General features: G+C 60.5%; 15 protein-coding genes. 6 read left to right on the forward strand and 9 right to left on the reverse strand.

The features are described 5' to 3' along the window. Positions 1 to 233: 233 nt before the first annotated feature. Both EH165_RS14780 and EH165_RS14785 read left to right on the forward strand, forming a co-directional pair. On the forward strand, positions 234 to 821 hold the full coding sequence (locus EH165_RS14780; protein ID WP_124800119.1) for an RNA polymerase sigma factor: 588 nt from the start codon (positions 234 to 236) through the stop codon (positions 819 to 821). Continuing rightward, positions 818 to 1969 carry a CU044_5270 family protein gene (locus tag EH165_RS14785; RefSeq protein ID WP_124800120.1) on the forward strand — a complete coding sequence of 384 codons (1152 nt, stop codon included), beginning with the start codon at positions 818 to 820 and terminating at the stop codon, positions 1967 to 1969. The genes EH165_RS14780 and EH165_RS14785 overlap by 4 nt, the downstream gene beginning before the upstream one ends. A 106-nt stretch (positions 1970 to 2075) precedes the next feature. On the opposite strand, the gene EH165_RS14790 is transcribed toward EH165_RS14785, so the two are convergent. Together EH165_RS14790 and EH165_RS14795 are read right to left on the reverse strand one after the other, a co-directional pair. Continuing rightward, positions 2076 to 2591: a GNAT family N-acetyltransferase gene (locus EH165_RS14790; RefSeq protein ID WP_124800121.1), complete on the reverse strand. Its 516-nt coding sequence runs from the start codon at positions 2589 to 2591 to the stop codon at positions 2076 to 2078. 265 nt (positions 2592 to 2856) lie between these two features. Beyond that, positions 2857 to 4182: a hypothetical protein gene (locus tag EH165_RS14795; RefSeq protein ID WP_124800122.1), complete on the reverse strand. Its 1326-nt coding sequence runs from the start codon at positions 4180 to 4182 to the stop codon at positions 2857 to 2859. Positions 4183 to 4456: 274 nt separating this feature from the next. Between EH165_RS14795 and EH165_RS14800 the strand changes: the two genes are divergently transcribed. Beyond that, positions 4457 to 5086: a recombinase family protein gene (locus EH165_RS14800; protein ID WP_124800123.1), complete on the forward strand. Its 630-nt coding sequence runs from the start codon at positions 4457 to 4459 to the stop codon at positions 5084 to 5086. A gap of 160 nt (positions 5087 to 5246) precedes the next feature. On the opposite strand, the gene EH165_RS14805 is transcribed toward EH165_RS14800, so the two are convergent. From EH165_RS14805 to EH165_RS14825, 5 genes are all read right to left on the reverse strand, one after another. Then, the gene (locus tag EH165_RS14805; protein ID WP_124800124.1) at positions 5247 to 5510 is read right to left on the reverse strand and encodes a type II toxin-antitoxin system RelE family toxin; all 264 of its coding nucleotides are present in this window, start codon (positions 5508 to 5510) and stop codon (positions 5247 to 5249) included. Further along, complete coding sequence (gene relB, locus EH165_RS14810) at positions 5507 to 5782, reverse strand: type II toxin-antitoxin system RelB family antitoxin (RefSeq protein WP_124800125.1); 276 nt, start codon at positions 5780 to 5782, stop codon at positions 5507 to 5509. The genes EH165_RS14805 and relB overlap by 4 nt, the downstream gene beginning before the upstream one ends. A gap of 862 nt (positions 5783 to 6644) precedes the next feature. Beyond that, entirely contained in the window at positions 6645 to 6836 is a 192-nt protein-coding gene (locus EH165_RS14815) for a hypothetical protein (RefSeq protein ID WP_124800126.1), read from the reverse strand. 207 nt (positions 6837 to 7043) lie between these two features. Next, positions 7044 to 7763: a hypothetical protein gene (locus EH165_RS14820; protein WP_124800127.1), complete on the reverse strand. Its 720-nt coding sequence runs from the start codon at positions 7761 to 7763 to the stop codon at positions 7044 to 7046. Positions 7764 to 7773: 10 nt separating this feature from the next. Next, positions 7774 to 14592, reverse strand: a complete 6819-nt coding sequence (locus EH165_RS14825) for a PA14 domain-containing protein (protein WP_124800128.1) — start codon at positions 14590 to 14592, stop codon at positions 7774 to 7776. 672 nt (positions 14593 to 15264) lie between these two features. On the opposite strand from EH165_RS14825, the gene EH165_RS14830 reads away from it, so the two are divergent. Further along, positions 15265 to 15705, forward strand: coding sequence for a VOC family protein (locus EH165_RS14830; protein ID WP_124800129.1), 441 nt, complete (start codon positions 15265 to 15267; stop codon positions 15703 to 15705). Between the two features lie 576 nt (positions 15706 to 16281). On the opposite strand, the gene EH165_RS14835 is transcribed toward EH165_RS14830, so the two are convergent. Then, positions 16282 to 16740 carry a MarR family winged helix-turn-helix transcriptional regulator gene (locus EH165_RS14835; RefSeq protein ID WP_124800130.1) on the reverse strand — a complete coding sequence of 153 codons (459 nt, stop codon included), beginning with the start codon at positions 16738 to 16740 and terminating at the stop codon, positions 16282 to 16284. Between the two features lie 63 nt (positions 16741 to 16803). Between EH165_RS14835 and EH165_RS14840 the strand changes: the two genes are divergently transcribed. After that, positions 16804 to 17172, forward strand: a complete 369-nt coding sequence (locus tag EH165_RS14840; protein WP_124800131.1) for a VOC family protein — start codon at positions 16804 to 16806, stop codon at positions 17170 to 17172. A 155-nt stretch (positions 17173 to 17327) separates the two neighbouring features. Here the strand turns inward: EH165_RS14840 and EH165_RS15910 are convergent, their stop codons facing one another. Continuing rightward, entirely contained in the window at positions 17328 to 17690 is a 363-nt protein-coding gene (locus tag EH165_RS15910; RefSeq protein WP_422392162.1) for a dihydrofolate reductase family protein, read from the reverse strand. Between the two features lie 189 nt (positions 17691 to 17879). Between EH165_RS15910 and EH165_RS14850 the strand changes: the two genes are divergently transcribed. Further along, positions 17880 to 18221 carry an ArsR/SmtB family transcription factor gene (locus tag EH165_RS14850; protein WP_124800132.1) on the forward strand — a complete coding sequence of 114 codons (342 nt, stop codon included), beginning with the start codon at positions 17880 to 17882 and terminating at the stop codon, positions 18219 to 18221. Positions 18222 to 18226: the final 5 nt, after the last annotated feature.

The following is an 18226-nucleotide window of genomic DNA, read 5'->3' on the forward strand; positions in this document are numbered from 1 at the left end:
CCTCGTAACCCATGGGTTACGAGGCATTTCGGTTATGAGACACATCGCCCGAAGCGGGATCGCTATACGGCGTCCGTGCCACACGCGAGTGCCCGTTTGACGATGCCCGTGACACTGAGAATCGTGGTCCCAACAAGTCGGACTGGCTTCGTGAGCGTTCAGAGGTAGGCCAGCGACGGTTCTCGTGAACGCGATCCCAGTAGGTGTGCAATAACTAAGTATGAGGACATCTGATGGGGTCTGAACAATTGTTGGATCCGCTGATTCCGGCGCCCGCGCCTAATGACGGCGTCTGGATTCAGGAGCTGTACGATTCGCAGGCAGCCGGATTACTCAAATATCTGAACCGCCGGGTGGGCGCAGCTGCCGAGGATCTATTGAGTGAAATATTCCTCGCGGTGATCGCAAGTGCTGTCAGCTTCGATCCGCAACGGGGATCACCAACTGCCTGGTTGTACGGAATCGCCTCGAATGTGCTTCGCGGTTATCACCGCCAGGAGCAACGACGCCTGGACACCGCTGCCCGACATAACGCTCACACCACCCCTATCGGCAACGGGCCGGACACCTTCGTGCCGGGAACCGTGGATGCCCAACGTCGGATAGCCGAACTGGCCGACCGGATCTCGGCGTTGAGCCCAGGTGATCGGGAGGTGCTGCTGCTCAGCGCCTGGACCGCCCTAGACACGAACGAAATTGCAACGGCGCTGGGCATTCCGGTGGGAACGGTGCGTTCACGACTCCACCGAGTACGCCGACAGTTACGAGAGCAAGGCGTTGGCCAGCTATTCAACTCCTCAAAGAATCGAGCCGATCAATGACCACAAACAGGCGAGGTACTACCTGGAGCGACTCAGAATTGGATGAGGCCCTCGCCGGGTTGAACAACGACAACCCCTCAGAAACCCGGATTCTGAACTCTGTACGGACAAAGCTGTTTACAAATAACGAAACCGCAGCCGATACCAAGACACCCAGAACGCTCGTGGCGTCGAACCGGGCCGACGCCTCATCCGAACTGTCATCGGTGCGACCAATCCGCACACGCGCACGATCGGTATCCGCCGCCGGCATCATCGCCGCCGGCATCCTTGTGTTCTTCATCCCAAGCCTGCTGAAAAGCGATCCAGACCGAGGTTCAGCCACCGCGGCCGCGTCCGGTGCGCTCAACCTAGCCGCATCCTTTGCGGTGACCACCATCGACAAACCGGTGGGACCGGGACAGTACCGGCTGATCCAAACCCACGACTGGCACTACGTTTTCGCAGGTGACCTACCGGATGTGGCGATGTTTGAGACAACTTACGACGTCTGGGCGCCAGCAGACCTATGGAGCGCCGACTCACAGTGGCTCCACACACGCACCAGAACCGGAAATCGAATCTGGGTGGTCGGCAACGAAGAACAAGCCAAAGCCAACGGCTACCTGGACCAGGTGTTGACCGATACCGGAACAGAAAACGGCACCTGGCAGGCACCTTGCGGAGACTTCTTCGGGCAGGAAGGATGCAACCGAGTGGGAAACTGGTCTGACCCCACCGAAGCCTTTCTCGCCTCGTTACCACGTGATCCCAGTGCCCTGTTCAACAGAATGGCACAGGACATCTACACCGACAAAGGACGGACCCTGGGCCCGCAGGTGTTCGACATGGCCTTAGACGCGTTGCAGTCCGGGCTCTACCCGGCCGACCTGCGCGCAGCGATCTATCAGGCACTCACTTTCGTGGACGGTCTGGATGTGACCAGCGACTCGGTCAACGTCGACGGCAGAGCCGGTCTGGGCCTCGCTCTGGACGGCGACGGCCCCACCCGCACCGAACTAGTCATCGACCCCAACACCGGCGACTTCATTGGCGAACGAGAAATCAATATCGACGAAACCACGAGCATCCCAATGGGAGCCACTATTGCATTCACCGCAGTCCGCACCGACGTAGTCGACGAAGCAGGGCAACTACCACCAAACTGAGAACCCCATCCCTAACTTGCCTGACATGCTGACCGGACAAATCAGGGCATCCACCGCCACCGACCACTGGAAACCGCTATCAGATAAGGATCCGTCGCTGGGACTGCTATTCGAGCGGGGGCGTCGTCGGGGTTGGATCCGTGGTCAGGCGCCCGTAGGTCAGGACGTCCACGCTGTTTCCTGCGATGAGGAATTTCCCGCGCTCCGCGCCCTCGCGCATGAACCCGGCGGCTTTAGCCACGACCCCGGACGCGGGATTGGTGGCCCGGTGTCCTAGCTCGAGTCGATAGAGCCGGCCTGGACCCAAAGCCCAGTTCGCGACGGTGGCGGCCGCTCGCGATGCAGTCCCGCGGCCGCGATGCTCACGGTGCAACCAATACCAGAACCAGCCGGTCAAATTTTCCCGGTCGATCGAGGTGACACCGACCGCGCCGATCGCCGTTCCGTCCAGGTCGATGGCGAAGACGTGACGGTGGCGGGTTCCTGACGCCATGGCGTTGATCCATGCTCCGCCTTGGTCGAGGTCGGCGACGCTTCCTTGCCGAGCCATGTCCGGATCGGCGAACGCATCCACTACGGCCCCGGAATCGGCGGAGCGGAACTGCCGGAGGATAGGTGGCACAGGATCGAGGTAACTCGTTTGCGGCGGCTCGACTGCGCTCTCCCGCCATCGAGCGGTTGAGCTTATTCCGAGAGCATTCAGGCTTCCGCCCTTGTGCAGTCCTCTGCTTGAGGGATCGAGAGCGTAATGGCTCTGTCTCGTAACCCTAGGGATACGAGGTGACTCATCGACTCCGCCAAGCTATTGGACCGACGACGACTGTGTCGCAACCTATGAGTTACGAGGCACTTCGGTTACGAGACACCGGGTACCTTGCGAAAGCAAGTCAGCTGAACAGATCAAGCGGGGCGGAACCGGCGAGATCGTTGTCGATCTCGTCGGGCTCATCCCAGGGCCAGGTGTGCTCCCCATACTTCCGAAAGAACAAGAACGCCCGATCCACTAATTGCACGCGCTTTCCAGCACGATGGTAGGTCAAGACTGGAGGACTGATCTGGATCTTGACCTGTAGCTGGTCGACTCGCTCCAATGCTTGGGTCAAGTCGCTTCCCCGAAGGGATATGCCTTCATCCTGGATTGCCTTTAGGAGGTCACGCGAATCCACCCCTTTGGCCAGCAAGTCCGCATCATCGGACGCGGTGAAGGCTCGAAGTAAGTGAAGATAAACGACCAATCCCTCGGGCATTCGGCGCATCCCGCGAACGAAATTGGCAGCGAAGGTTTCGAATCTTCCTGACATCTGCGCCGCCACATCACGGCGAGCGTCGGTCAACGATGCGTTACGGCCAATTTCAAAACCGGCTTGGGCGTCGTCAACCTTCTCCAGGATGCAAATTTCGTGCGCCAGACGATGCAATAGGCCAACGTTCCCGTAAGCGTCGCTGATAAGTGCGTTCGAAAGTGTTTCACTGAAGGAGATTGCTAGAGCCTCAGCGCCCTGAGTTAGCACAGCGTGGAGGTCTTCATTCGACCATTCAAGATGGATATCATCGACCCGTCCTTCTAAATCACCGTTGAAGTAACTCAGCAAGTGGCTCTGGGCCCAGACGCCGATGATTACGAGGTGGCAACCATATTCGCCGAGCGCCTTCATCCACGAGGCGAAGATGCGTTGTTCTTCTTCAGGAAGATAGTGAAAATCCTCAATGACGAAGCGTTTCTGCGATCTAGTGACAGCCTCAGCGACCCAGTGCAGGTTCGCTGCTGTCTGCGCAAAAAATTGCTCTTGAGTTTCGGACTCAGAGGCTTTCGTGGCCTTTGCCGTTGCGCCGGCTTCCCCAGAAGCCTGTCCTAGAAACGGCACGGAGAACCTTGCTTTGACCGCACTGCTCAGGCCAACCTCGCCGGTGAGGCTGCCGGTCTGAGTTCTCCCTAGCTTTGCGGTCACTCCAAGCTGCGCCAGCGCTTCTTCAAGAATTGACACAGAAGTCGAAGTGGTTGTGCATTGGACGACAACGGACTCCTCGGGCTTCAGGCCCCGCTTTCGAAGCCAAGTCTTCCCCTGCTTGCTGCCACCATGAACGCTCACGTGACGGCTGGCCTCAAGGCCTCTTTTGAAAACGGAGTCAAGGTTGCCTCGGTCGACGTAGGCCGGCGTACTGTTGCCCACGCCGACTCCGAAGACTTCATCGACTTTGTATTTGCGCGTCATTAGACCTCCATGTTGGATCCACCTTATCCAGTGAGACGCGCCCACCTTCGTCGCCCACCGGTATCTGACCTATTACCCCGGCGTTTCGGACTGTCTCGAAACCCTAGGGATACGAGGTGTCTCATCGACCGCTCCAGGGCGGTGGTGCTGACAGTCCAGTTTTCGCTCTGTTGAGCGTGCTTTCCACAGGCAGCGATTCTCGTAACTATGTCTCGCAACCTTCTGGTTGAATCTGTCGACACACCATCACTTATGAGACACCCCGGAGGAGACCATGTCGAAGCTGATCGGCTACGCGCGTGTTTCGACGAAACAGCAGTCAACTGACCGCCAGGAAGCGGACCTCCTATCCGCTGGGGTTCGGCGCGATGACCTCTACGTTGATCACGGAGTCTCCGGGGCGCAAGCATCGCGTCCCCAGTTCGCTCGAGCACTCGATGCGCTAATCCACGGCGACACCCTCGTGATCACGACGCTTGACCGGCTCGGCCGATCTACGCAAAATATGCTCGCGTTCGCTAACAAGCTGCGAAGCCGCGGTGCCGGGCTGCGTGTACTGAACCTGGGCGGAGGTGATGTTGATACGTCATCACCGATGGGGTCGATGCTGTTCACAATCATGGCCGCACTGGCGCAGATGGAACACGAGATTAAAAGTGAACGCATCACCGACTCAATCAGCAAACGCAAAGCGGCCGGCAAGAACCTCGGCGGTCGGCCTCGACGCATCACTGACAGCCAGATCGGCAGCGCCCTCAGCCTCATCCAAAGTGGCACACCAGCCGCCCAAGTAACGCGCGACCTCGGGATGTCCCGCGCGACGTTCTACCGAAGGTCACGAGCACTCAACAACGAACCGATGACCTCATCGTCTTCGACCTTGTTGCCGCAAGCTTCATCATAAAACAGCACTAGCGCAGAGAACTTCGACCATTCAGATATCCGCACTGGCCTGCACAGCACCGACCATGACACGGCAGACCTTGCAGGCCACTTCGGACATCGACATGAACGAAGAGGTCCGCACACCGTCTCGGTAGATGATCGACTACCGAACGGATGCGTCAGTCGTAGACGCTGCTGCGATTTCCCACGTCGAGGGCGATGATGACCAGCTCTTCTCGCTGGATGTCGAGGATCACGCGGTAGTCGCCGACCCGTAGCCGCCACAGGCCCGTGTAAGGGCCCGATAGGGCCTTGCACCGTTTCGTGGGGTCGTCCAGGCTCTCCAGCGTGATGAGTGTTTTCAATACTCGCGTGGCGACCTGCCGGTCCAGCTTCTTCAACGCTCGGTCAAAGTCGCGATCCGTGCGGATGACCCACGTCATGCAGTCTGATCAGGCATCGCGTTCAGTTCCGCGCGGCTGATGTCCATCTCTGACATTAGGTCTTCAAGCGGCCGGGTCTCGCGTCGACCGGCCCGGATGGCCTCGGCGTGCGTGATCAGCCCGTAGGCGTACTCCAGGTCGTCAATCCCGGCGGTGACCAGCTCGCGCAGGTAGTAGCTCTTCGACCGTCCGGTGGCAGCTGCCAGCCTTGAGAGCCGTTCGTCGACCTCCACGGGGAGACGAAGGGATCGGGGAACCTCTTTTACCGCCACGTGAACCTCCTGACTACATGTAGTCACAACTATACGTCACCCAGATTGCGCCCACACAACAACCGTCCCGCTGATCCATCCTCTGCCGGGACTGCTAAACGAGCGCGCCAAACGATACCGATATGCCGAGTGGGGATACCGAGCGCATGAGACGCTCCGTCACGGCGCGACTAACCTTTTCCCGGTGGGCGGGAACGGACAGCGGCTACCTTGCCCTCAGTCGGCTTGCTGGAAGTGACTATCTTGATGTGGTACGTCAAAGCTGGGCAGCGCCAAGTGAGGCCTTGGGTACGCATCACGGGACCGGGTCTGGCCAGCCTCGGGGAATCGCGGTTAGGACTCTCAGCCCACGGTCACTTGGCGCGTTCCACCTGCTCGGGCTCCCGCGAAATGGACTTGGTAGCCGTGCGGTCGGCGTGGCCGCCCTTGCGAGCGAAATCGCGCTCCAAAATTGGCCGCACTGGGTCCGCGGTGGCTGGCCCCGCGATGGCTTCGAGGCACCGGATGGCGTCGTTGAGCAGGTATCGGTGCCCGGGGGTGAACAGGTGGTCAAAAGCGTCCGCAAGATGCCCTCGGCCGCCCAGGAGCGCCTCGAAACACGCCAGTTCCGCAGTCTGCAGGGTCTCGCGGGCGACTGCAGGTTTGGCGCAGCTTCTGCACCAAGTCGAGGTATCGGGGCACCCAGTCGGGTGGCTGGGTGACGATCTCGTTTAAGGACGGGATGTCGACCTGGACTCGCTTTGCACCGGCTTTTTCGTAGAAAGTGTGGACGCTCTTGGGCATGTACGCCAGGAGATCATCGGCGCGCGCAAGGACGTTGAGCATCTGAGTGCTGTCGGAGCTGCCGGTGGTGAGTGCTCGCTCAGTTCGTTCCTGCAGTTCCCCGGGAGAGCTTGTCGAGGCGGGCAGCGTCGCCGGTTGCTGCCAGTAGCAGCGCGAAGATGGCGTGGGCGGCCAGCACCTCGCGGGTGGGGCTCGGAAGGACTCCTCCACGGTTGGTTACCAGGCCGACGTTCGCGACCGCACGGAGTGTTTTGTTTGGGTAGGTCGTCATGGATCGGCGGCTGCGGTTCTAGTTCGCGCTGGGTGTTAGCAACAAGTTCCTTCGTTTGGGCGGAGATTTCTCTCGCGGCTCAGCCATCGTGCGCGCGAACGCGTTCTCGGATGACACCGACCCGACTGCGACCGGGTCACCTGGTAATAACCGGTAGCGGCGTCGAATTACAGTTGCAACAACCCATTCGGCTTTGACGGCATCGGTTCAGAATTCCAATAGCGGCGCTACGGGAGAAATCCCAATCTGACCGGTTCCACCGGAGAGGTCGAGGTCATAGGTGAAATGCGGCAACAATCCGGCAACGAATTTGTGGTCAGATTCCCACTTTAACCCCTTCTCCAGGTCGCGCGCAAAGCCAACATCAAACATATTGAGGTCGGTAAACACTGTTGAGGCAATCACTAACTTGTCCTTGCGACGGGTGGAAATCAACTCTATTGTCCGGTACCCGTCGGTTTTAATAGAGAAAACCATTTTGCCGGTAAACAGCTTATTCGGACTGATAACTGATCGGGATGATCGAGAAAAGGACAGCGGCGCGTCAAGGCAGGCGGAATATGCCTCCTGAAAAACGGATGGATCCCAAGATCTGGCCTGACATAAATCAAGCATTCGGTCCTTGATCCATCCCAGAATTTCAATAGTCTTCTGATCTCCTTTCAGCTGAGAAATACCTGGGGGCCTCATAGCGAAAATGGTTTCAAAATCATTCGAAGTAGTTGGCTCCGGAATAATTCTCACTCGAGATGGGGAGTCAATAAGCATGATGCTGACCCAAGACGCCATCGCAAGCATGCCACGCAATTTCTTCAGCTGGTATGAGTACAGTGTGGCGGCCAGGCCGGATTCGCAAGCGAAAATGAAATCTTCATCCCGGTCGAAGGCGCAAATATCAACGGTGACGAGCCTGCGTATTGGTTTCATTGTTTCTTTCTCAGCATCGTTGAGACCCTTTTGGTCTATAACCGTTAGCTGTCCTGTATGCGTTGCAGCTCCCAGATTCCCATGCCCGGGCCGCGCCCCTGTTCGGAAATACTTTGATGCTTGAAATATAGCACCCTCTGAATCGCGCCTGGCATTTCGCCATTCCGTCCGCGGGCCGTTGGTTACTGGGCAAAACCGAAGTAATACCGTATTTAAAAACATCTTGCTTTTTTGAGATTGGATCTCGGTAGAGAATGGTGTATCCATAGGATTTGAATTCGTATTTATTAGAATTTTTACTAGTCGAAGTGCGGCCCTGAATTGTACCGACCAACGCTTTGCCTGCCTCCAACGTCACGTAGGTGACGACCGCAGCTCCGACCACTGCTGTCCCAACTGCGCCAGCTACGGCTCCAGCGGACGCACCTCCTCCTATCAGCCAGGGAAGTATCGGTATGACAAACCAAAATCGGCCGTCGAGGTCGGTCATGTTGATGGGGTCGGTGGGGTAGGCGTAGTCGTTTGCGCCGCCGCCGGCGACGGGGTCGATGCTGTTGAACCGGCCGGTGGTGGGGTCGTAAACCCTCGCGCCCATTTGGGTGTAGGTGAGGTTGGCGGTGTGTTCAGCCATCCGTTGGTGCTGCCCGAGCCACCCGGCGTCGTACGCGGACGGGTTGGTGTTCGGGACAGCGTCGAAGTCCGGGGCCCCGCCGGTGGTGATGGGGGCGCCGTAGGGGTCGTAGACCTTCACCGTCCCGTCGATGGTTCCGGTGGGCAGGGTGGTGATGACGTTGTCGCCGTGAATGTTCGGGTAATGCCACCTGCTATCTGCGACGGTTTGGTAGTTCTTGGTGTACGTCACACCCCCGGGGAGGCTGTTAATTCGGGTGATCATGACGTTGCCAGCGCCGAGGTCCAGGTCTGCGGAATCATCGGTGGAGGTGAACCCGTACAGGAAAGTGCCATTCTCCGCCGGGGTGGCGGAGCCGGTGATGATCCTCGCGGTGACCCGGTCTGCGGTGTCCCGAATGTAGGTGATCGTGACCGTCCCGCCGGCACCATTAGGGGCAATGGTTCGCACGTGCCGGTTGGAGGAGTCATACACAAACGTGGTGACCCCGGCGGTGTCGGTGACGGTGGAAACATTCCCGCGGGTGTCATAGGTGTAGGTGGTCGGTTTCGCACCTGTGACGGCGAGGATCCGGTCGGCGGCGTCGTAACAAAAACGCGACGTTTCCCCGACCGTGCCTAGTTGGTAGGTGGACACCGTCCGGTTGGTGTTCGCCGCCGCCCCCACACTGGTCCCAATCGGGCATATCGAGGGCGCCGATCCGGAAAAACCGTAGGAGTATTCAACTCTCGGGCGGGACGTGTTCGCGGCCAGCACCGCCGAACCCAAATTACCGGCGGGGTCGTAGGTGTAGGACCACACGTTGTTGGCAGCGGGGGTGAGGGTGCTGGTTTGGGTGGAACCGGTAACCCGACCCGACTGCGACCTCGTTACGGTGTCACCGATGGTGGCCCCGTTCAACGTCCACGTCAGGGACTGCAACGCCCCATTACCAAACCTACCGATCGCGCCGGCGGTGCTGTTTCCGTAGGCGGCGCCGGTGACCTCACCAGTTCCCGCATCGAAGGTGGTGTCGGAGAGCAACGCCCCGTCGAGGGTGATGGTGTCCACCGCCCCCGCGTCGGTGTAGGTGTAAGCCCTCGTTGATGTTCCCCCGCCGGCGGCTGTGGTCGTTTCGGAGGTGACCCGGGCTGCTTGGTCGTAGGTGGGGATGGTGACAACACCGTTGTATCCTTCGTATTTCACCTGACGACCGAACAGGTCCACGGTGGAAGTAAGGGTTCCGGAGGTGTCGCTGATCTGGTTTCTCAGCGGGTTCCCGGCCACCGCGTAGTTGGTAGTGACCGTCCGCGAAGGCGACGACTCATTGACCCCCACTGTGGCGGGGTTGTCCGGCATCGCCGGCAGCGCTGCCACCGTCGCCCGCGAGCGGACATCGTAGGTGGTGCACGCCCACGGTTCGGCATTGACCTTCGAGGCAACTACCCGTCCGACGACGTCATAGACCTGCTCGGTGGTTTGCCGTGCACCCGACGAGTTCAGCGGCCCAGCAACAGTTTTCAGCCGCCCGGCTTGGTTCACCGCGGGTGACCCCGTGACGCAGGGGTTCACGGCGGTTTCGGTGTTGCCGTAATAGGTGTAGTTGGTGCGTTTGTTGCTGTCGTTGATATCCCCGGCAGGCAACGATGTTGCTGTGGTTCGCCGGAGGGTGTCGTAAGTGCTGCGGGAAGTTAACCCGGCGCCGCCGTTGCTGACAGTGGTCGCTGCGGCTAACCCTTCCCACGGCCTGTCGCCATAGGTGGTAGTGGTGGTTGATGAGGGGGTGGCGCCGCCGGTGTCCGCCCTGGTGGTGGTGGTGGCTAGGCCGTATCCGGGGTTGATGTTCCCCGCGGGGATGGCGGTGAAGCCCTGCCCGGGGGTTTGCCACGTCAGCGACAACCTGGCGGCGCCGCCAAGTTCGCTAGCTTCGATGCGGATCGGCCACGTCACCCCGCCAGGGACACCATCGAGGTAAAAGGCGCGTTCCACCGCGTAGGCGCCGGCATACCAGTGGTCAGCGACGAGGACGTTGTTAATGAACACCCTCGCGCTGTCATCGACGTTGAGTTTGAAGTTATACGTTCCCGCCGCGGGGAAGGTGAGGTAGCCGGTGGCGCGCAACGAGAAGTCGTCGGCGTTCACTCCCGCCGTCGGCGCGTTCAAACCCCAATCCGCGGCGGCCGGTCCGGTCGCGGCAGCGCCGAGCCCGAGGGTCCGGGCGATGGGGGCGCCGGTGAGGGTTTGGTTATTGAACCACTCCACATGCAACCCGGTCAGCCCCTGGTCATATGCGGTCGTGGTGGTGGGCACAGTAGCTGCGCACCCCGGAGTGGGAACCAGGGAGGCGGTGAAGCAACTTTCCGGGGCGGGACCGTAGGAGGCGATGGGGCGGTCGGCGTAGTCGAAGATGGTGGTCGAAACCCGGCCCGCCGGGTCTTTGGATTTGGTGAGTTGGTCTTTGGCGTTGAACCAGGTGGAAGAGGTTTTCCCTTCCGCATCTTTGGTGGCAGTTCCCTGCAGCAGCGTGTTGAAAAACGCTTGGGAGGCATACCCGGATGCTGGGGTGAGCCCGTCGACGGTGACAGTTGTTTTCCCGTCCGCCCCTGGGGTGGCCCCATTGTTGTAGACGTATCGGTGGCCGGGTCTTGCCACCCCAGCCGCAGGGACCGGGCCGACGACGGCTGTTACTTTGCTGCTGCCGTCGTAGGTGATAAGGGAATTTGAGGTGTCATCATTGGCAGCTACCCCAGCGGCAACAGCATCAAAGGCCAACGGGTCGCGCAGTTTCGACAGCCTGCCGTTGGTGTCGTAGGCGAAGTCGGTGGTTTCCCCGCCCGGGTCAACTAGGCGCGCGAGTTGGCCGTTGGTGTTGTACCACAGCAACGACATCGCCCCATCGGGAAACGTGATGCGGCACAACACGTTTGGAGTTGGTGACAAAACCATCCCCGCCGGGATGGGGAACACCCCGCCAGCCGAACCTGGGTCGCCGTAGCAGTTGTCGCCCAACCCGAACCGTTGATAATCCAGTTTCACCTGCAACCCGGAGATGGGGTCTGTTACTTTCGCTAACCTGGCCGGCGACCCATTCCAGGTGTATTGCAGCGCCGTTGCCACACCGGTGACGTCGGCGGCTTGGTATTCGATGAGGTTGCCGTCGACGGCGAACACCGACCGTGACCCGTCCGGGTCTAGCACTGTGATGCGGCCAGCGTTGGGTTCAGCGGCGGCCGCGACGGTGAGGACGCCGTGTTCCCCGGTCGGCGGCGCCCACCCTGTTTTGCCGTCCTTTTCCGTTTTCGCGTAGATATGCGGCGCCCCAGACGAATCGAACAAGGTGATGGAGGAATCAGACACCAACGCCCGGGAGTAGGCGGCGGCGCCGTCGACGTCGGTGGACAACGTCCAGCCCTGCGGCAGGGCTGGCGGGTCGGTGACAGCGAGCCACTGCGCCGGGATGGGCATCATCACCGGGCCACCGGAGTACAGGGCGGCGCCGTCGGCGCGTTTCACCCACACCGAAAAGTAGGTTTGGCCGACGAATTCGGTTAACTCCGCGGTGATCGGAACTGATTGGCCCCCGGTCAAGGTGACGGGTTTGTTTTGCCATTGCAGTTCGGTGACGTAGTTGGCGTTTTCGTAGACGGTGGTTGAGTTGACGACAACTTTCGCCGCGTCGTCATTCAACGCACCGAACAGGTATGTGCCGGACGCGGGGACGGTGAGCCTGCCGTTCCACCGCCCGAGGAAGTAGTCCCCTTCCAACGCCGCCGGATACGGCGACGACCACCCCCAATCATTGTTCAGTTGAGATTCGGTGCGTTGCAACACCTGCGGGTCGCCAGCATCCAGCACCAAGTTTTTGTTTTTGTCCTGGTAATACGTTGCGGTCACACCACTTTCGATGGTGCTGCCCTGGGAGTTGTAGGTGTAATTGAAACCGACACTGGAATTGGCGAATGACGTGGTTGGGGAACCGGTTGCGGCGATGAGGTTGCCGTTCACCAAGTTCACCGTCAGGCCGCCCAACGAGTCAACGGGCGAGGTTTTCGGGTCGCCGGTGCGGATATCGATGGTGAGTTTGTTAGCCCAAACCCCCTGATCGTAGGAGGCACCATCGAAAGCCCGCACCGTCCAAAAGTAGGTGACACCATTTTTGAGATACCCCGCCGGAACAGTCCACGAAGTACCGCTGAGCTTCCCCGACGACACCACCGTCCCGGACCTGCCGTCGGCGCCGGTACCGACCGAAAATTCGTACTGTAATCCCGCTGGCCCACCATCAGGGTCAGTTGTTGCTGTTGTCGACAACGTGGGGGTCAGCGTCGCTTGCGTCCCCGGGACGGGGGTGGACCCGGCGGCTGTTTTAGCCGCCGGCGGATAGTTGGTGGTGAACCACCAGAACGCGCTTTCCGCGGTGGTCCCCGGGTTGTAACCGCAAGGATTGGCATCCTGGGAGCAAAAGTCCTTGGTGTAAACCCGCCAAAAGTACGACGTACCCCCCGAAAGTACATTCGCCGGGAGTTGCACCTGGGAGTTGCCTTGCCACCCCGATTCCCACACCACCACGCCGGGGCTACTACCCACCATCGTCCACACCCGGAAGAAGTAGAAAACCGGGTCGCCGTCAGGGTCGGTGGCCGAAGCGTTCAACACCGGCGACACCGACTGCTGGGCGGCGCCATACCCGGGGGACACCATCGTCGCCGCGGGGGCGGGCCGGTTCACGGTGACATAAATTTCGCCGACAAACGACTTGTAGGTATAAAGGCTCGTATTCACCTCCTGCCCGGTGAAAATGAACCACTGACCACCGACGCCGCCGGTGAACGCCGACCGCAGCAAATCCACCAACCCCTGGCCCTGAAGGTGCGCTTCGTTATCGACGTAGGCATCACTGGCCACCCACGACCCGATGCCGTTATAACCAAACGAACTCGCCCACCACTGGTTCATCCCATACCCGTTGGCGGTTCCATTAACTTTGTAAAGACCCGTCTCGGCGGCCACCACCTGCAGGCCCTGACCGAAGTACTGCTCAAAGTTGAAATGCGCCATCCCCCGCCACACGGTGCCGTTATCGTTCGGGGACCCCGTTTTGATCGCCCCACCAATCTCCAACACCCCATTGGACTTATAAGACCGAATACCGTCCAAGTTCGCCAGCACCGTGGGGTCGACGTTAATCGGGAACACCCGCGCCGGGTCGTTCATCCACTCCCGATCTACCGACACCGTCAACAACCACCTACCGTCCACCTCGGTGAGGGTGTAAGCGCCGTTGATATCCGCCGGTTCCTTTTTGCCATCAATTCCGGACGAATCGAACACGTAGGGGACTGGCAAACCAAACGGCACAGCGCCGCTGGTATCGCGGATCTGGATTGAGCCGGTGTCATCCAGTACCGGGGTGCCGCCCTTGACGTCGAGGTAAAACGACCACTGAACCGGCCCGTCCGCGCCGGGGGCGGTGTCCACGATGATGGTTTCCTTCACCCCATCCGAGGTCACCTCGAACACCAAATCAGCCCCATCCACGGCGCCGTCGTACACCACTTCTTTCCCCACCTGTTGCGGCGCAACAGAACTCGTCGCATCAACCGGGGACAACGCAGCCGAAACATCACCCACCACCACGGAAAGCGCACCAGCGCCAGCTGATTCGCCGAACACCGGCGACAACGGATGCGCCACCGCCGTCAAAGCCGCTTCCTGCACCACCTGCGCACCTGGGCCAGCAGCGACCCCCGGAACGTCAGCGGCAACAGCGGCAACCAGATCGGTGTCCACCGAAACGAACTCACCCGCTGCGTCCTGCACATTCAAAGTGGTCGGAGACATCCGGATGGTGTGCGTGCCGTCAGGGTTAGCGTAAATATCTTCCATCACGGTCTGATCAACCAACACCGAAACACCAGGCTCATACCCCGAAACCTCACCCTGCTCTGCTGGGAGCGGCGGGGCCAGCGGCGCATCCGGGCCCGCATCCTCGAAAGACCCAAACACCGGTGCGTCAGGTTCCTTCGGCGCCAACGGCTCAGACCCCAACCCCCCAGGCACCACCGGGACCGGCTCCACAACAGCACCCCTGGGACCAGCCACCGCAGGGTTCAGGGAATCATCCAGCTCCGCGCGGGCCACCGAAGTGAACCCCGACAACAGCAACGCCGAAGAAACCAAAACCCCCACAGAACGCACAAACCGTCGACGAATACGCACAGCAAAACCCCCCAAGGGTCACAAACAGGAATGGCAGACACGGAAGGTGCGCTCACAGCCCGGGCAGGCACAGCAGTGCACCCACCCGTACGCCGCGGAGAAAGGTAAAGAAAACGTAAGCACATCGGCCCACCAGCCGAAAGACGACACGATGCGGACCGAGCAATCCAGCAGGACCACCGAATTAAGGTAAAGCTAATGCAAAACTAAGGTGTAAGGGAACAGCGATCGGACACCACCACCCACACAGCCCACCACCGACAGGGGAATGCGCGGCCAGTCACGAACCACAACCGCCGACCAATAGGCCATTCGGGTCAACCGGAGGTAAAATCGCAGATACTGCGCACAACCGTAACGAGGCAGCGACCGGTTCTGACCATGCGCCACTTCCAATAGAACCGGCGCCGCCCCGGACTCAAAACACACCCACCCCGGACACCTTCACGATCCTTACCCTCGGGCCGCACCCATAGGACCTAAGAGCACCTCATCAAGCTCGAGCGAGGCGGCGGCAGTACTGATACTCGTAGAAGGAGCCCGTATGGCGATTGGCTCACGGACCGATGGTGTTGCGGTCGACGTTCCCGCTATAGGCGGCGGCGAACAATCGCCGTTGTCGGCGGCGGCGAACAATCGCCGTTGTCGGCGGCGGGTGAGAGAGTCGGACCCATGACCAAAGAAGTGCAGATCACGTTCGACTGCGCCGATCCCGCCGGGTTGGCGTTTTTCTGGGCCGAGGCGCTCGGGTATCAGCTGCAACCGCCGCCCGATGGATTCGATTCCTGGGATGCCGCCCTCGAAGAATTCGGTGTACCCCGAAACCAGTGGAACTCGCGCTCGGCCATCCTCCCCATCGAAGGTCATCATCCGCGCGTGCTCTTCCAGCGCGTGCCCGAGGCCAAGGCCGGCAAGAACCGGGTCCACCTCGATGTACGTGCAGCGCCGGGCCTTGAAGGAAACGAACGGATGAACGCTCTAGAGACCGAGGCGAACCGCCTGGAAGCGCTCGGTGCCGCGCGCGCCTATCGGGTTGAGCCCAACAAGGCCATGATGGAAACCGGCTTCATCACGATGCGCGATCCGGAGGGCAACGAATTCTGTCTCGACTAGCTTCTTCGCCCCCTGAAAAACCCACGCGGCTGAATTCGGGGGTTAGCGGCGGTGACCGATCGCCTTACGGACACCGCACCCTTGAGGCAGCGACCGCCGCCAAGCGGCGCACAATTCCGGAATAGACGGCTCACCAGCGTCTACATCCAGACCACTACATCACTCGTACGGCTCGTCTCTATGCACCTCGAGGTGATCTGCGAAGATAGGGCAATGGTGACGCCAGCTCCGACCGTGGGACACCTGCGAGCTGGCTCAGCTTCGTATATCCCGCGCTTTGCAATGCTCGCGCCGCTGGCGCACCGATTTTCGGGAGTGCATCAAGTGAGGAGGTCATACCCTGAACATACGACGGACCGTCAACAGCATCTAAACATCGACGGTCTAGTCGTGCAGCATCACTGCGGGGATCCGGTCAGTCCTGCTTACTGAAATTCCCCACCTGCGTGGCTCCCTCCCATCGAGGTTGCGAGATGGTCGAGGGCAAACACAAGCTGGGTGAAGCCAAGGCCGCCCGCATTGGGAACCTTCACCGTCTATCGAATCGCTCGATGTCTGTGCGAGCATCTGATCGATTCACGCGCCCTCGTTGCCGTCTTGCAATGCATGGCTCATGCGCCGGAGGGTCTTGAGCGCACTGGCCGTCTCGTCCTCCGACATGCCGGCCAGCATCCTGGTTTCAACGGATCGCACCGCAACGGTCGCCTTCCCTAGGCTCTGTCGCCCGAGTGGGGTAAGCCGCGTCGGTAATATTCGGCCTGCGGGTGCCTCTGCCGGGCGAGTCACGTAGCCGTGCCGCTCCAAGCCCTTGAGCAGAACATTCATAGACTGCCGAGTGACGAAGGTTCCCCGCGCGAGCTCCGAGTTCGACAGGCCCGGGCGTTGCGCAAGCAACTCAAGGCAGGAGTAGTGCGTCACGGTCATCCCGAGCGGCCGCAGCACGGACTCCATGGCCAAGCGAAGGGCACTCGATGTCTCTTTCAGCAGATACCCCAGTGATGTTTCAAGGTTAATGCCGATCTCGTCTTGACGCATGTCAGAAGTCTGACATAGATTGTTCTATGTCAGAAGACTGACACAACAAGAAGGAACAACACCATGCCTGCCACAGGTCCCGACTTTATTTCCCTTCAGGCTCGCGACCTCGACGCGTCGCAGGCGTTCTATGAGAAGTACCTCGGCCTTGTCCGATCACCGGCAGGCCCTCCCCATGCGGTCGTCTTTGAGACCACACCCATCGCGTTCGCGCTTCGAGAGATCGTGCCAGGCACTGATCTTACATCGATTGCTCATCCCGGCATCGGTGCCGCAATCTGGCTCCACGCCACCGACGTGCAGAACCTTCACGATGCACTTGTCGCCGATGGTCACACGATTGTCTCGGCTCCGACTGACGGCCCATTCGGACGCACGTTCACCTTTGCCGACCCCGACGGCTACCAGATCACCCTGCACGACCGCGCCTAAGACGCCCGTCCCGGACGCACAGACCGTATCGAAACCTATGCGATCCAACACGGCGAGAGCGCGGATAGGACGCCGGGCTCACCGGTGACGGCGTGCTCGCCCCGCCGTCGCGGCGCGCGGGAGATTGCCCGGTCGTTAGCTCAATTCGCTACTGTCTAGCCCGCCGCGTGAAAAAGTATTGCACCACCCCGCTGGGTGATCCGGTCGTTTCGATGTTGAAACGCTCCTCCAAGCCTTCCTGTGCGTCCCATGGGCGCACCCCCCCGCCCCAGAAGAACCGGGACGACCACGATGTGTAGCTGGTCGACGAGGTCGGCTTCGAGAAATTGTCGGGCGATCGTCGCACCCGCGCCAAACGCACGTCGAGACCTCCCGCACGTTCGGCGGCGAGATGAAGTTCCTCCTGAGGTGGTGCGATCCGGAAGCGGAAGGTGGTCTCGCCGATCTTGAGGTCGGGCCGCGCGTGGTGGGTGAGTACGATCACCGGCGTGTGGAACGGCCGCTCCTCGCCCCACCATCCGCGCCACGACTCGTCCTCTCACGGACCGGTCTGCGGGCCGAACTTGCGGCTACCCATGATTTCGGCACCGATCCGCACCGAGGTAGCCGCCGCGAACGCATCATTCACACCCGTCGTGCCGGCGCCGCGGCCGCTGCTGCCGCTCGGCTCTTGTTCTTCATTTGCGCGAGGCGTAACGTACAACCACATGGTTGTAGGACACGACGTGAGTGATGCCGATGTGGACCGGATGTTCCGGGCCCTCGCCGACGCGACCCGACGTGACATCGTGGGCCGCACGCTCGTTGCCGAAGTCTCGATAACCCAGCTTGCGTACTCGTACGCCATGTCGTTTGCGGCCGTGCAAAAGCACGTCGCGGTTCTGGAGGAGGCGAGGCTCGTGACGAAAGAACCTCGAGGGCGGGAGCGGATGGTGAGGGGCAACCCGGAGTGCATCCGCCTGGCGCAGCAACTCCTCGACCAGTTTGAACAGCTCTGGCGATCGAGACTCGACCGCCTTGACGTGCTTCTCGAAGAAGAAAACAGCTAGAAAGG

This window comes from Nakamurella antarctica, from assembly GCF_003860405.1.
GTDB classification, from domain to species: domain Bacteria; phylum Actinomycetota; class Actinomycetes; order Mycobacteriales; family Nakamurellaceae; genus Nakamurella; species Nakamurella antarctica.

Coding starts and splice junctions, on each gene's coding strand:
- EH165_RS14780 (WP_124800119.1), top strand. CDS start 234: ATGGGGTCTGAACAATTGTTGGATCCGCTGATTCCGGCGCCCGCGCCT.
- EH165_RS14815 (WP_124800126.1), bottom strand. CDS start 6,836: ATGACGACCTACCCAAACAAAACACTCCGTGCGGTCGCGAACGTCGGC.
- EH165_RS14805 (WP_124800124.1), bottom strand. CDS start 5,510: ATGACGTGGGTCATCCGCACGGATCGCGACTTTGACCGAGCGTTGAAG.
- EH165_RS14795 (WP_124800122.1), bottom strand. CDS start 4,182: ATGACGCGCAAATACAAAGTCGATGAAGTCTTCGGAGTCGGCGTGGGC.
- EH165_RS14850 (WP_124800132.1), top strand. CDS start 17,880: ATGGTTGTAGGACACGACGTGAGTGATGCCGATGTGGACCGGATGTTC.
- EH165_RS14835 (WP_124800130.1), bottom strand. CDS start 16,740: ATGCGTCAAGACGAGATCGGCATTAACCTTGAAACATCACTGGGGTAT.
- EH165_RS14800 (WP_124800123.1), top strand. CDS start 4,457: ATGTCGAAGCTGATCGGCTACGCGCGTGTTTCGACGAAACAGCAGTCA.
- EH165_RS15910 (WP_422392162.1), bottom strand. CDS start 17,690: ATGGTGGGGCGAGGAGCGGCCGTTCCACACGCCGGTGATCGTACTCAC.
- EH165_RS14820 (WP_124800127.1), bottom strand. CDS start 7,763: ATGAAACCAATACGCAGGCTCGTCACCGTTGATATTTGCGCCTTCGAC.
- EH165_RS14830 (WP_124800129.1), top strand. CDS start 15,265: ATGACCAAAGAAGTGCAGATCACGTTCGACTGCGCCGATCCCGCCGGG.
- EH165_RS14840 (WP_124800131.1), top strand. CDS start 16,804: ATGCCTGCCACAGGTCCCGACTTTATTTCCCTTCAGGCTCGCGACCTC.
- EH165_RS14785 (WP_124800120.1), top strand. CDS start 818: ATGACCACAAACAGGCGAGGTACTACCTGGAGCGACTCAGAATTGGAT.